The sequence below is a fragment of the Brevibacillus brevis genome (genome assembly GCF_022026395.1).
Taxonomy (GTDB): Bacteria; Bacillota; Bacilli; order Brevibacillales; family Brevibacillaceae; genus Brevibacillus.
In genome coordinates this window covers 2,273,850-2,286,216 of record NZ_CP041767.1, presented here as the reverse complement: position 1 = coordinate 2,286,216, position 12,367 = coordinate 2,273,850, and the positions used below count along the sequence as shown (strand labels likewise).

The following is a 12,367-nucleotide window of genomic DNA, read 5'->3' as shown; positions in this document are numbered from 1 at the left end:
AATGAAAAGAACATTTGCCGGGCTTCTCGCCTCCGTGATGGTGGTGACCGCTATACCCTTCCTGTTCACAACAGGTACAATTGCGGAGCCAGCCGTTCAAGCCGCAGCAACTACAGAAGAGTTGCCAGTAGTCGGTTCCTATGCGGAGCTAAAAAAGCTCATCCAATCATCAGACTTGGACAGCTATCATTACGGCACCTTGGAAACGACTGCCGCTATGCCAGCAGCCGCACCTAACACAGCCAACAAAGTAGCGGACACTTCCGGCGGCGCTGCTCGCGGTGATTTTTCCACAACGAATACACAAGTGCAGGGCGTAGATGAAGCAGATATCGTCAAATCAGACGGAACTTATCTTTATCAATCCACGCAGGATGAGGTACGCATCATCAAAGCATATCCAGCCACCGAGATGAAGGTCGCAAGCCGTATCAGCTATGACAATGGAAAATTCGTACCGCAAGAAATGTACGTAGACGATCGGAGACTCATCGTCATCGGGCAAGCGGATGAGAACATCTCTTATCCTCCTGGTTCTGCTTCCAAAAGAGGCATCCCCCGTTTCCAAAGCATGCAGTCCGTGAAAACCATGATCTACGATATTTCGGACAAAAAACAACCTCGGCTCATTCGTCAACTGGAGCTGGAAGGCCAGTACATGTCGTCCCGCAAAATCGGCGCGAGCCTGTACGTGACAGCCAATCATTACATGGATACGTATCGTATTCTGCAAGAGAAAGCGGAAGTGCCAGGCCCAACGTATAAAGACAGCGCCCATGATAATCAATACCAAACCATTCCCTACAGCGAGATTCGTTACTTCCCGGATCATTTTCGTCCCGAGTATTTGATCGTCACTGGCGTGAATCTGGATGATTCGAAAGAAAAGATGTCACTGCATACGTATCTCGGCGCTGGCGAGAACATCTATGCATCCACCAAAAATCTGTATGTAGCCGTCACTCAGAACAATGCCGCCCAGCCAGTAGCCGTTAAGCAAAAAGGAGTACCAACTCCTTTCGTTGCACCTCCCATTGAGTCTGATACAACCATTTATCGTTTTGCCATGAACAAGGGAGACATTCAGTATACGGGAAAAGGGTCGGTGCCTGGACGCATTCTGAATCAGTTTTCTATGGATGAAAACGACGGTTATTTCCGAATCGCCACCACGAGCGGGAACATGTGGCGAGACGATGAGCTTACGTCCAAAAACAATTTGTATGTACTGAACAACAAACTCGAGATATTCGGCAAGCTGGAAGGCATCGCTCCTGGAGAACGCATTTACTCTGTCCGTTTCATGGGAGATCGCGCCTACATGGTCACCTTCAAAAAAGTCGATCCGCTGTTCGTTCTCGATCTGAAGAAGCCTTCTGCGCCAAGCGTACTGGGTGCTCTGAAAATTCCAGGTTACAGCGACTATTTACACCCGTATGATGAAAACCATATCATCGGTTTTGGCAAAGAGGCAGAATCTGATAAAGACTGGGCGTACTACCAAGGGATGAAAATTGCCCTCTTTGACGTCAGTGATGTAACCAAACCGAAGGAAAAGTTCAAGACGGTTATCGGGGACAGGGGGACGGACTCCGAGCTATTGCACAATCACAAGGCTCTGCTGTTCTCCAAAGAAAAAAATCTGCTAGCCTTCCCTGTATCCGTCCACGAACGTACAGCTGAACAAAAAGCCAAAAACGATATGCGCGAGTACGGCCACTTTACTTTCCAAGGTGCCTACGTATATCGGCTTGATCTGCAAAAAGGATTTCAACTGAAAGATCAGATCACCCATCTGTCGAAGGAAGATGTTGCGAAAGCAGGCGAAGGCTGGTACGACAGCTCCAGTAACATTAAACGGATACTTACGATTGGCGACACGCTCTATACCGTTTCTGACGATTACGTCAAAACGCAGCAGCTCTCTACCCCCAAAAAAGAGAATATCTTGCCATTGGCGAAATAGCGGTAATGCTCTGTCATGCGGACAGGTTCTGTGCTAAGATGGGGTAATAGATGCAGCGTAAATAGAGAGGGTGTCACTACGTGGAGTATTTGAGTTTTAATTTGACATCGACGCTGGCAGGGATTGCGGCTGTGCTGTTGGTTATGTTTATTCGCCTGCACTGGCCCTTCCGCTTTCAGTACATGGCCAATCTTTTCAAACGTCGTTTGAATATTCGATTGCGCTGGCTGGAGGCTTCCTATCGGAAGAACCGTTCCCGTGCTGTCGCTATGCTGGATAAATCAACCCATGAAATCATGCTTGGCAACTATGAAATGGCCGAAAAATATATCGTTCAAGGAATCAACGTCTGCAAAGAACGACCAACGTTATTCAATCAAGCGATGATTCACTACTTGTTTTACAACTTGGCGATCGTCTACTATTCCTCCGAACGATACAACGAATCATTGGAAGTGGCGTTTCGTATTTACCAGCGTGATCAGGGAATGATTGATTCCTTAGCTCTTATTGCCTGCTCGCACGCCCGCCTGGGTGAAGTAGAGAGTGCGATAGAAGCTTACCAGCTGATCGCAAGCAAACGATCGGCAAAAGACTGGAAGCTCTTCTGCTTGGCAGAGATTGAAGCTGCCAAAGGAAATTATGAGCGAGCCCTTTCCCATCTGAAGCAATTGATGGACAAATCGGCCAGTCTTTTGGATCTGAATCAAACCGTACTGGAAAAACGCTTGGAAGAGTGGAAAAAAGCCTCTACACAAGCCAGCTAATCGATTGACGACCGCACATTGCTTTATGTGTGCGGTTTTTATTTTCCGCTTCCCGTAACGCTGCTCTATGCACAGTCGTATTACTATCAAGAAAGCGAGGTATTTTTCATGAAAAAATTCAATGTATCTATACTTGCTGCCTCAGCACTTGTACTCGGTCTCGCTGTAGCGGGCTGTACACCTGGAAAAGATTCTGCATTCTCTGCGGATAACCCTGTTGCCAAAATTGGTAATGTGACGATCACGCAAGAGCAACTGTACGACAAAATGAAAAAAGATGCTGGCAAGCGTATCATGGCTGATATCATCACCTTGGAGCTGTACAAACAGGAAGGCGCTGCACGAGGAGTTACTGTAACCGATCAAGAACTCGATGCGCGTGTGAACCCAGTCAAAGAAAAAATGGGATCACCAGAAAGATTCCAAGAGTATTTGAAGGAAAAGCAAATGACTGAGCAAGAGCTCCGTGAAGGCGTCCGCGCTGTTATGCTGCGGGACAAGCTGTTCGAGAAGGATAACCCGATCACCGAAGAACAAATCAAAGAATACTATGAGAAAAACAAAGATAAGTTCGAGGGAACATTTGAACAAGCTCGCCCGAAAGTGATCGAAAAAGTAAAATCCAGAAACAAACGAAATAATATGGATAAATGGATCGATGAATTGTATAAAAAGCATAACGTCCAAATCATGGATAAAGATTTAGAAAAAGAAAAATCAGTGGAAGAAGAAGAAACAACAACTTCCAGCAAGTAATGCAAAAAGACTTGTGCAAGCCGGCAATGCGCGGCACACAAGTCTTTTTTCGTTACGGACGAGCAATCGCAATCAACTCTTGCAAAAACTCCTTGATTTCGCCTTGAAGAATAGGGCCATGACCAGTGGCTAAATACTCAATGGGCCAATCCTGCAAAATCTCCAAGCCCTCCGTAAACTCCGCTGCTCGCTCTGGTTCACGTGCTACCCATTGCTTCAAGTGTTCTTGATAAGCTGTCCGACAGTCCACTTCTCCTCCAACGATTTGGCCGAGTTCTGTGTTTTCAAAGCATAAATGATCGCCAACAAAGCATATTTTCGACTGGGGATCAAAGAAGGCAACGGAGCCTTCTGTATGAAAGGAAAGCTGTCGGAAACGCAGAGAAGGCAGATCTCCCCCACTACCTGTAAACGTATGGCCGAATAGCGTCTGTGAAAAATCGTCCAGTTCGTAATAATCGTCGAGGTGAATCCAATTGTTTCGAGAAGGGAACATATCGGCATTTCCAATATGATCAGCATGTCGATGAGTGAAGTAGACATATTCCGTTCGATCTGGCTTGACCCCGATCTCTTCCAACGCCTGTTGAAAAAATGAGCGTTGCTTGCGCTGGTGAGAATCAATCAATACAAAGGCATTCCCTTGTTTGATCACATAGCTGTTCACGTAGCTATTCCACGCTTCCTCATAGGTGATGATCGCCCAGGTGGAGTCTGTGATTGGTGCAATCACATTGTTCATGCCTCCATCTCTCCTCTCCTCCCAGATACAATTTCTTATTGCTATTATACACAATCATGCACAACCGTGCTGACTCGTGCCCAAACTTATCCTACACGATCAAACTTTCGCCTCTTCCCCTAAGCTGACCCAAGATCTTCCTTGCGAGCGTTGAATGTGAACCGGTACGCCGAAAAAGCTTGTCAGACGTTCAGCCGTCAGGACCTCATCTGTTTTTCCAGCTTGGTCTACTTCTCCCGCTTTTAACAACAAGGTATGCGTGAAGCAAGGCAAAATCTCTTCGATGTGATGGGTGACATAAATGAGCGTGGGCCCATTTGGCTGTTTGGCGATTTGTTCAATCATGGCCAACAGCTGCTCTCTTGAAAGCAAGTCCAGTCCAGTGCAAGGCTCGTCCAGAATGAGTAATTGAGGGGAAGCCATCAACGCACGCGCAATCAGTACTTTTTGTCTCTCCCCTTGCGATAAAGCGGCAAAACGTCTGTTTTTCAATGCATGGCATCCAAATGTATCAAGTAAATCCGACGCTTTCTCTACGTCTGCCTCCTCTGGAACGGAATACAAGCCGATGGTTGCCTCTCGACCACTCAAGACGACACGGAGTGCGGTTTCATGCTCGTGAAGCTGTGCCATCAGCGCTGTGCTTACCCAGCCGATTGATTTACGTACCTCGCGCAAATCGACTGTTCCGTAAAGATTGCCTAATACACTGACCTCCCCCTTTGTCGGCCATACATAGCCACAAATGATATTCAGCAGACTGGTTTTACCAGAGCCGTTTAAACCGACTAAACACCAATGCTCCTTGTCTTGCACTTGCCAGACAATGTCTCGCAAAATGGTTGTTTCATCTCTTTGCCAGGTAACCTTTCTTACATCAATGATCATACTCTCTCCACTCCTAAATTTAACAGTTGTATGTGCAAAGAACCTCCATGGCATATGGAAGCACACGGAGGCCCTAACACAAAAACAGTTTCGTTAAAATTTGCCTTGAATCTTGAATACAATCTCCGCAAACAACGTAGCGAATAGGAACGTGCCGGTAAAGACGACGAGAGACACCACTACGATACGCCAGCTAAGCTGTTTGAATAGATGAACGTCTTTTCCAAGAGACAGACCCGCATAGGCGAGAATCGGAGTGGCCAGTGCGAGCAGATTGATCTTGGCAATCGCAGCAGCCGTATATTCATTCCCAGGAAAAAACGGGGATGTCGCAAGCATCGCAAACAAAGAAATCCAAACAATGACGGGGGATTTGAACGGCAGAATGCGAGTAAAGCCCATTCCGATCAACGTAATGACCGCCAAGAGCAAAATACCTGGCAAAGATTCCATGAATGGTACTTTATAACCGATCCAGTTACCGATAAGAGCAATGAAGCCAATGATAAAAATCGTCAAGATTTGATTCATGCGCTTTTTCTCCCCCCTTCTGCTTCAGAAGAAGCGCCTTTGCGTCCAATGATTGGCTCAAGCCATGCGTACAGCTTTTGTGTAACCGGCAAGGAGAAGAAGATACATACGTACGTTCCGACGATACTCATCATCAAGTTTGCCGCTCCGGAATAAAAGGCAATGTCTTTTTGCGCTTCCGGGAAAATAACAGCCAATGAACCTGTTGCTGCAGCCATCATACTACCGGAACCAACTGCTGCTCCCATCGCCAGAGAAATCGGGTGAAACAACCCGCTGCTTCCTAAAATACTTGCAAGAATCGACATATAAATGGCACCAAACAAAGTTCCGCAAATATATACGCCCAGCGCGCCGCGAGCTTCGGCAGAGTTTGCTCCAAACTTATCTACAATAATCGCCAAGTTTGGTTCGCGGTCGAGAGAATAAGTCGCCCCAATTGCTTCGCGCTTCAGACCCAGCCACAATGCGATTGGCAGACCAAGCGCGATTGTCCCTACAATGTGTCCCATTTCTTGAACAATCAAGGATACACCAGAGCCGAGTAGCTTAGGCAGCTCAGGACCGATATTGGCTCCCAGCTTCGCAATAAAGATTAAAAACGAAACGCCCAAAATATTGGCTGCGACGTTCATTTCTTTTTCACTCAATAATTTGAACTTGGGCCAACTAATTGCCCCGCCTAAAACGAGCGCGTAAAGCATCGGAAACAGAGCGATAACCCCGATGCCAATACTGATTTTTTTTGTCCCGATAAATTCTGTCAATGCGACGAGAATCAGTACGAGAAAATGCAGCTTGTACTCATTGACGCGTGCCTCTGCCATACGACATCCCCCTCATTCTATCTCGCTCTACTCCATGACGACTTTTTGAGCTGCCCGAACAAACAACTCCACACCGCGTACCATTGCATCCTCATCAAAATCAAAGCGTGGATGGTGATGCGGATACGTAAAGCCCTTGTCCGGATTGCCAGCACCCAATTGAATAAAACAGCCCGGAGCTTTTTTCAAATACTCAGAGAAATCTTCACCCGGCATCAAAGGATCAATGTAAATAATCTCTTCTTCTCCCCAACGCTCGCGGATGGTATCCTCCATCAGCTTCGTCACCTGCTTGTCGTTGACAACGGACGTGTAGCCATGTGAGAACGTGAATTCATAACTTGCGCCATGCGCTTCCGTAATTCCTTTGACAATTCGTTCAATCCACATCGGTATATTTTTGCGAATCTCCGCATCGAAGCAGCGTGTGGAGCCCGTCAGTGTCATCGAATCTGGAATGATGTTATAAGCAGTCCCAGCATTCAGCATCGTCACCGAAATAACGACCTTGTCCAACGCACTCACATTGCGGGATACAATTTGTTGTAGGCCAGTAATAACCTGTGCCCCAATGACGATCGGGTCAACAGATGCTTCCGGTTGCGAGGAGTGCCCGCCTTTTCCTTGAATCTTGATATCAAAGCGATCTGTCGATGAAGTAAGTGCCCCGTAAAGAACACCAAATTTCCCGACAGGCATGTATGATGCCAAATGAATGCCGATAATCGAATCCAGACCGTCCGCTGCACCAGCTCTTACGATTTCAGCAGCCCCACCCGGCGGCAACTCCTCGGCATGCTGGAAGAAGAAACGAACCTCACCTTTTATTTGATCCTTGTACTGGGACAAAATTTTTGCGGCTCCCAACAGCATTGCTGTATGGCCGTCATGTCCGCACGCGTGCATCACACCAGCTTTGCCTGATGCATATGGCACATCATTTTCTTCATGGATAGGGAGAGCATCAATGTCAGCGCGAATGCCAAGAACTTTTCCTGGCTGTGATCCGATCAGTCGAGCGACCACACTCGTTTTGGTTGGCCGCGAAAGCTCTAAATTCCCGAAAGATTGCAACGTTTCGTAAATAAATTGGGACGTCTTCTCCTCTTCAAACGACAATTCTGGATGCTGATGGAGATATCGTCGCCATGAAATTACCTGCTCAGCTACCTCATCCGCCCATTTCTTCGTTTCCAAACTCACACAATCACTCCTTTTTTTGCTTTCTTCCTCAACATTTTCCGAGTCAGTTAAGTTTAACTAAAAAAAATATCGTTTTGTGAATTCTATCACGGAACGATGAAAATAACAAATGTCCATTCCACAAGGACAAAGTTGTCGAATCTACATCTGTTGCTGTCTATTTATTTGTTATTTTAGAATTTTCCATCGACAATGTCCATGTAAAATATACTATTTGGAACCATAAAAACATTTATACTGCTAAATTGGGAGCTTTTTTGAAAGCAATTCGAAAATTGCCCTTATTCGTTATGCAAAACCGTTCTTCGCGAAAAAAAGCCCCTATGCCATTACTGACATAAGGGAGGCTCTTCGCATTCCGTGCACCGGAAATTCTTTTCTATTAGGAGTCCCGAAATTTTGCTTCCTGACGTTTAATGTCTTCCTCCGAATTGCCCAGCGCAGCTTGCGGGCCCCTGAAATGCTTCCGGTAATAAGCCAAATCCATGATGAGAAGCACTAAAAACATAACTATCAAGGCATACCCCGCTGTCTGATTGGGTGGAATCACCATCATAATCGAGATGAAGACGATCCAAATCAAGCTCAACACATTAATGGGTTTACTCCAGTTCCCCAGATGCCAGGGACCGTAATGCTTCCGCTGAAAAAGTCCTCTCGATTCCGCCCGGAGCTTGAGGTACAACGGAATCCCGTAAGCGACATATAACCCAACGACACTTACCGCTGTAAGAAATGCCAAGGTGGTATACGACGTGTTCGGATTGATGCTTTTCACGATGTAATCGAACAAGGCAAGCGCAAAGGAAAGAATGATAACCAGCCAAATTGCTTTTGCCGGCGTTCTGTATTTGGTCGAAATTTCTGCCCACTGATGGCTCCACGGCATTCCTTTATCACGTGAAAACGCATACAACATTCGCGAAAAGGAAGTAATCGACGCCAAGCCACAAAACCACATCGCAAAGGTAACCAGCCACAGCACCACCGAACCAAATGCGCCGCCTAATGCCTCGCTAATCACATAAATAAATGCATTTTCCGCTTCACTCGCAGCCGCTGCGTTTTTGATAGATAAGGTGACAAATGCAAGCATGATAAATCCAAAAATAAAGGAAAAGGCCACAGACGTATAAATCCCCCAAGCAGCACGAACGCGGGGGTTAATTGTTTCTTCAATCGTATGCGCCGATGCATCATAGCCAGTAAACGTCCACTGCGCCTGTAACAACCCAATTAAAAAAGCAATCACGTACGGTTTTTCTGAAAAGGTTTGACCGACTTGAAAGAGGTAATCAAGCGGTTGCAAATCATGACGGGAGAAAAAGACGAGGCTTCCGACGAGTATGACGACGACGCCAATATGGTACCAAGCGGAGAAGTCATTTAACCGGGCAACGAGTCGAATTCCAATGTGGTTAAACGTACCGTGTAAAAGGAGTGTAATCCCGAATAGAATTAATGTGGTCGTTTCTGTTGAGGTATAACCAAATGCACTCGCGAGCAGCGGGTCCGCGAACAAAGAGAACGAATAGTCAATGCCCGCGACAATCCCGATTTGGCCGATGAGATTGATCCACGCTGTGTACCAGCCCCACCGTTTGCTACCTAAAATAGCTGCCCAGTGATACAACGCTCCGGCTGTAGGGATCGCAGATGCGAGTTCAGACATCGATGCTGCAATCAAGATGACGAATAACGCAACCAAGGTCCATCCGAAGCCCATCATGCCAGAACCGCCATACAGTAAACCATGCCCGTACAAGGAAACTGCACCAGTCAAAATAGAGATAATCGAAAATGAGATCGCAAAGTTCGAAAAGCCACCCATATCCCTCAGTAATTCCTGCGCATAACCAAACTTGTTCAGGTCTCTCTTGTCCTCGAGCAATTGCTGTTCTTTTTCCTGCTGCATTTCGTTATCCCTCCCTCTCTGCTTGGGAACCGATAAAGCTCTCATGCGCGCTTTCATCAAATTGCCGGACGCTTTCGTTTGCCCGATACCCAATGGCAATCGCAACTCCAATGGTAAACAGCAATAAGATGACACCTAGAGCCAGCATTCTCTCCCTCCTTTCGTCCCTCATGCAATTCCTTGACAAGTTAGCAGGAATAGTACATTTTACGTGCCATTTTGACAGCTATACCATCTCATTTGGCTAGCAGATGCAAAACAAAAGAGCAACTCATGAGAGCTGCTCCTCTTGTTTAACTAGCGCCTTTTTGTGCTTGCAAATAAAATGCTACGTCTTCACTTGGTAGCGGCCTGCTGAATAAATAGCCTTGCACTTCCTCACACAGATGGTCCTGCAAAAACGCAAGCTCCTCTTTTGTCTCGACCCCTTCTGCAATCACACGCAGTTGTAAATGATGCGCCATGGAAATAATCGTGGACACGATGGCCTGATTCGAAGGCTGTTCGATCATGTCACGCACAAATGAGCGATCTATTTTCAAACGATTCAACGGAAATTCTTTTAGATAGTAGAGAGAGCTGTAGCCCGTTCCAAAATCGTCAATCGTAACGCACACCCCTAATTGCTTCAGTTCCTTAAGTACTTGTGTGGCGCGCTGGACGTCGATCATGCTGCTTTCTGTGATTTCCAGCTCCAAGTAATCTGGCGCCAGTCCTGTCTGGTCCAGAATCTCAGTGACCATCTGGGTAAAGTCTTGTTTGAGAAATTGACGTGCAGATAGATTGACGGCTACCCGAAGTGGTATGAGTCCCTGTTCTTGCCATTGCTTGTTCTGCTTGCATGCCGTCCGCAGCACCCATTCTCCAATCGGTACAATTAACCCTGTTTCTTCTGCTACCGAGATGAACTGGTCTGGCAAAAGTAAGCCTCGTTCAGGATGATCCCAACGAATTAACGCTTCTACGCCAACGATTGCGCCTGATTTCGCACATACCTGTGGCTGGTAATGCAATAAAAATTCTTGTCTGGCCAAAGCGCGATTCAATTCATTTTGAATATTCATTTTGTCATTCACTGCTTGCTCCAGATTCTGTACGTACAGGTGGAAGCTGTTCTTCCCTTTTTCTTTGGCTGCATACATCGCCGCATCTGCGTTACGCATCAAGACACTTCTGTCTTGCCCATCCTCTGGATAGCGAGAAATCCCGATACTCGTTGTTATGTAAAGCTCATGCCCATGGATAAAAAATGCCTGTTCAATCCTCTGGTTGATCTTATTCGCCACAGAAGATACTTCTCTTTCCGTGACATCTGTAAGAATCACCATGAATTCGTCTCCGCCAAGCCTGCTCACCGTTCCTTTTTCACCCACACATTCCTGCAAACGCAAGGAAGCTTCCTGTAGTAACAGGTCACCAAAATCATGCCCCAAGGAATCGTTTACCAGCTTGAAATGGTCGAGATCCAAAAACAACACATATACTTGCTGGTGCGTTTTTTGTGCCTCCATGATCACCTGATCCAGTTTCTGCTCGACAAAACGGCGATTCGGCAAACCCGTCAACGAATCATGAAAAGCGAGATAATTGATTTTTGCCTCGTATTCCTTCTTATTGGTAATGTCTCTCATAATCATAAAGACACCCGTAATCTGCTGATCGACAAATACGGGGGTATGGGTCATGTTCAGATGAAGCTGAAGCCCCTCTCTCGTGGTCAAGGTAATCTCGTAGCTGCGCGCCTCACCATGTACTGCATTTGAAAAATGTGTCGATATGAGCTCTGCATCCGCAGAAGCACACATCGTCATTAGTTTTTTAAGAGGCAGGCTCTGCTCCTTTGTCAATCGCATTGCCGCAGGATTCATAACGCTTTGGCTACCATCGATCGAGTAAAAAATCACCCCGTCGTAATTGTGCTCAAATAGCGATTTATAGCGTTGATCACTTTCTAGCACGCGCAAGGTCTTCCCTGCGAATTGCTTGTCCACGTATACAGAAGCCAAGGTCACGACCAGGATCAACACGATGACTATGCCAATCATCGTAGCGATCAGCCCAGAATCATCATACGAGATCGCTGCGATCGTCATGTACTCATGCGCGATAAATGTGGTGGCGTACATACCAGTGTAATGCATACCCGTAATGGCTGCCCCCATCAACAGCCCTGCAAAAATTTTACGCCGGAGACCTTTTACTGGGTCCACCGAACGCAATTGAAACGTAAGAATCAATGCAACCATCGAAACCAGGATGGCCACGAAAATGGATACGATAAACCATAGCCAATCGTATCGAATAATGGCGTTCATCATCATCGCTGCCATCCCTGTATAATGCATTCCTGCGATACCAGCTCCAATGGCAACTGATCCTATTGCTACCCTCGTATTGGACATGGACTGCTCGCTCACGATCCATAATGTAAGCGCCGATGATAACACGGCCAAAACAATCGAGAAAAATACAATCAAGTTATCATACTGAACAGCAATCGGCAGATGCAAGGCAAGCATGGCAACAAAATGCATAGCCCAAATACCAAGCCCCATGGAGACGGCTCCAGCACATAACCAAAACACACGTCCCCTGCCTTTCGCATAATGGAGACGTGCGCCTAGATCTAATGCTGTGTATGACACCATTGCTGAAATAAAATAGGAGAGAAAAACCAGAGTCATACTATAGGATTGGTCAAGACTATTCATTGCATTCTCCTTCAAAAACCTTTACCGAAGTCTACTCACAAGGAACGCCGGCGTTTTCAAG

General features: G+C 46.4%; 11 protein-coding genes. 3 read left to right on the top strand and 8 right to left on the bottom strand.

Translation table 11 applies throughout. The features are described from left to right. Window position 1: 1 nt before the first annotated feature. The 3 genes from FO446_RS11270 (at window position 2) to FO446_RS11260 (ending at window position 3,489) form a co-directional block, all read left to right on the top strand. Entirely contained in the window at window positions 2-1,966 is a 1,965-nt protein-coding gene (locus tag FO446_RS11270) for a beta-propeller domain-containing protein (protein WP_173609752.1), read from the top strand. Between the two features lie 80 nt (window positions 1,967-2,046). Next, complete coding sequence (locus FO446_RS11265; protein WP_173609753.1) at window positions 2,047-2,733, top strand: tetratricopeptide repeat protein; 687 nt, start codon at window positions 2,047-2,049, stop codon at window positions 2,731-2,733. Window positions 2,734-2,841: 108 nt separating this feature from the next. After that, window positions 2,842-3,489: a SurA N-terminal domain-containing protein gene (locus FO446_RS11260; RefSeq protein WP_232773105.1), complete on the top strand. Its 648-nt coding sequence runs from the start codon at window positions 2,842-2,844 to the stop codon at window positions 3,487-3,489. Window positions 3,490-3,541: 52 nt separating this feature from the next. Here FO446_RS11260 and FO446_RS11255 read toward each other — a convergent pair whose 3' ends face one another. The 8 genes from FO446_RS11255 to FO446_RS11220 all read right to left on the bottom strand — a co-directional run bounded on the left by FO446_RS11255 (window position 3,542) and on the right by FO446_RS11220 (window position 12,306). Next, entirely contained in the window at window positions 3,542-4,231 is a 690-nt protein-coding gene (locus tag FO446_RS11255) for an MBL fold metallo-hydrolase (protein WP_173609755.1), read from the bottom strand. A gap of 99 nt (window positions 4,232-4,330) precedes the next feature. Further along, entirely contained in the window at window positions 4,331-5,119 is a 789-nt protein-coding gene (locus FO446_RS11250; protein ID WP_237900662.1) for an ABC transporter ATP-binding protein, read from the bottom strand. A 93-nt stretch (window positions 5,120-5,212) separates the two neighbouring features. Continuing rightward, complete coding sequence (locus tag FO446_RS11245; RefSeq protein WP_048032367.1) at window positions 5,213-5,650, bottom strand: hypothetical protein; 438 nt, start codon at window positions 5,648-5,650, stop codon at window positions 5,213-5,215. Continuing rightward, on the bottom strand, window positions 5,647-6,477 hold the full coding sequence (locus FO446_RS11240) for a DUF3100 domain-containing protein (RefSeq protein WP_173609757.1): 831 nt from the start codon (window positions 6,475-6,477) through the stop codon (window positions 5,647-5,649). Before FO446_RS11240 ends, FO446_RS11245 begins: the two co-directional genes overlap by 4 nt. A 27-nt stretch (window positions 6,478-6,504) precedes the next feature. Continuing rightward, window positions 6,505-7,680 (bottom strand): amidohydrolase, encoded by a 1,176-nt coding sequence (locus FO446_RS11235; RefSeq protein ID WP_173609758.1) that lies wholly within the window; start codon window positions 7,678-7,680, stop codon window positions 6,505-6,507. Between the two features lie 382 nt (window positions 7,681-8,062). Continuing rightward, window positions 8,063-9,595, bottom strand: coding sequence for an amino acid permease (locus FO446_RS11230; RefSeq protein ID WP_173609759.1), 1,533 nt, complete (start codon window positions 9,593-9,595; stop codon window positions 8,063-8,065). 4 nt (window positions 9,596-9,599) lie between these two features. Next, window positions 9,600-9,743, bottom strand: coding sequence for a hypothetical protein (locus FO446_RS11225; RefSeq protein ID WP_007724273.1), 144 nt, complete (start codon window positions 9,741-9,743; stop codon window positions 9,600-9,602). A gap of 145 nt (window positions 9,744-9,888) precedes the next feature. Next, the gene (locus FO446_RS11220) at window positions 9,889-12,306 is read right to left on the bottom strand and encodes a bifunctional diguanylate cyclase/phosphodiesterase (protein ID WP_237900660.1); all 2,418 of its coding nucleotides are present in this window, start codon (window positions 12,304-12,306) and stop codon (window positions 9,889-9,891) included. Between the last annotated feature and the right edge of the window lie 61 nt (window positions 12,307-12,367).

Bases quoted from the DNA above. Each gene is read 5' to 3' on its own strand.
- FO446_RS11270 (WP_173609752.1), top strand. From the start codon at position 2: ATGAAAAGAACATTTGCCGGGCTTCTCGCCTCCGTGATGGTGGTGACC.
- FO446_RS11260 (WP_232773105.1), top strand. From the start codon at position 2,842: ATGAAAAAATTCAATGTATCTATACTTGCTGCCTCAGCACTTGTACTC.
- FO446_RS11255 (WP_173609755.1), bottom strand. From the start codon at position 4,231: ATGAACAATGTGATTGCACCAATCACAGACTCCACCTGGGCGATCATC.
- FO446_RS11250 (WP_237900662.1), bottom strand. From the start codon at position 5,119: ATGATCATTGATGTAAGAAAGGTTACCTGGCAAAGAGATGAAACAACC.
- FO446_RS11245 (WP_048032367.1), bottom strand. From the start codon at position 5,650: ATGAATCAAATCTTGACGATTTTTATCATTGGCTTCATTGCTCTTATC.
- FO446_RS11240 (WP_173609757.1), bottom strand. From the start codon at position 6,477: ATGGCAGAGGCACGCGTCAATGAGTACAAGCTGCATTTTCTCGTACTG.
- FO446_RS11230 (WP_173609759.1), bottom strand. From the start codon at position 9,595: ATGCAGCAGGAAAAAGAACAGCAATTGCTCGAGGACAAGAGAGACCTG.
- FO446_RS11225 (WP_007724273.1), bottom strand. From the start codon at position 9,743: ATGCTGGCTCTAGGTGTCATCTTATTGCTGTTTACCATTGGAGTTGCG.
- FO446_RS11220 (WP_237900660.1), bottom strand. From the start codon at position 12,306: ATGAATAGTCTTGACCAATCCTATAGTATGACTCTGGTTTTTCTCTCC.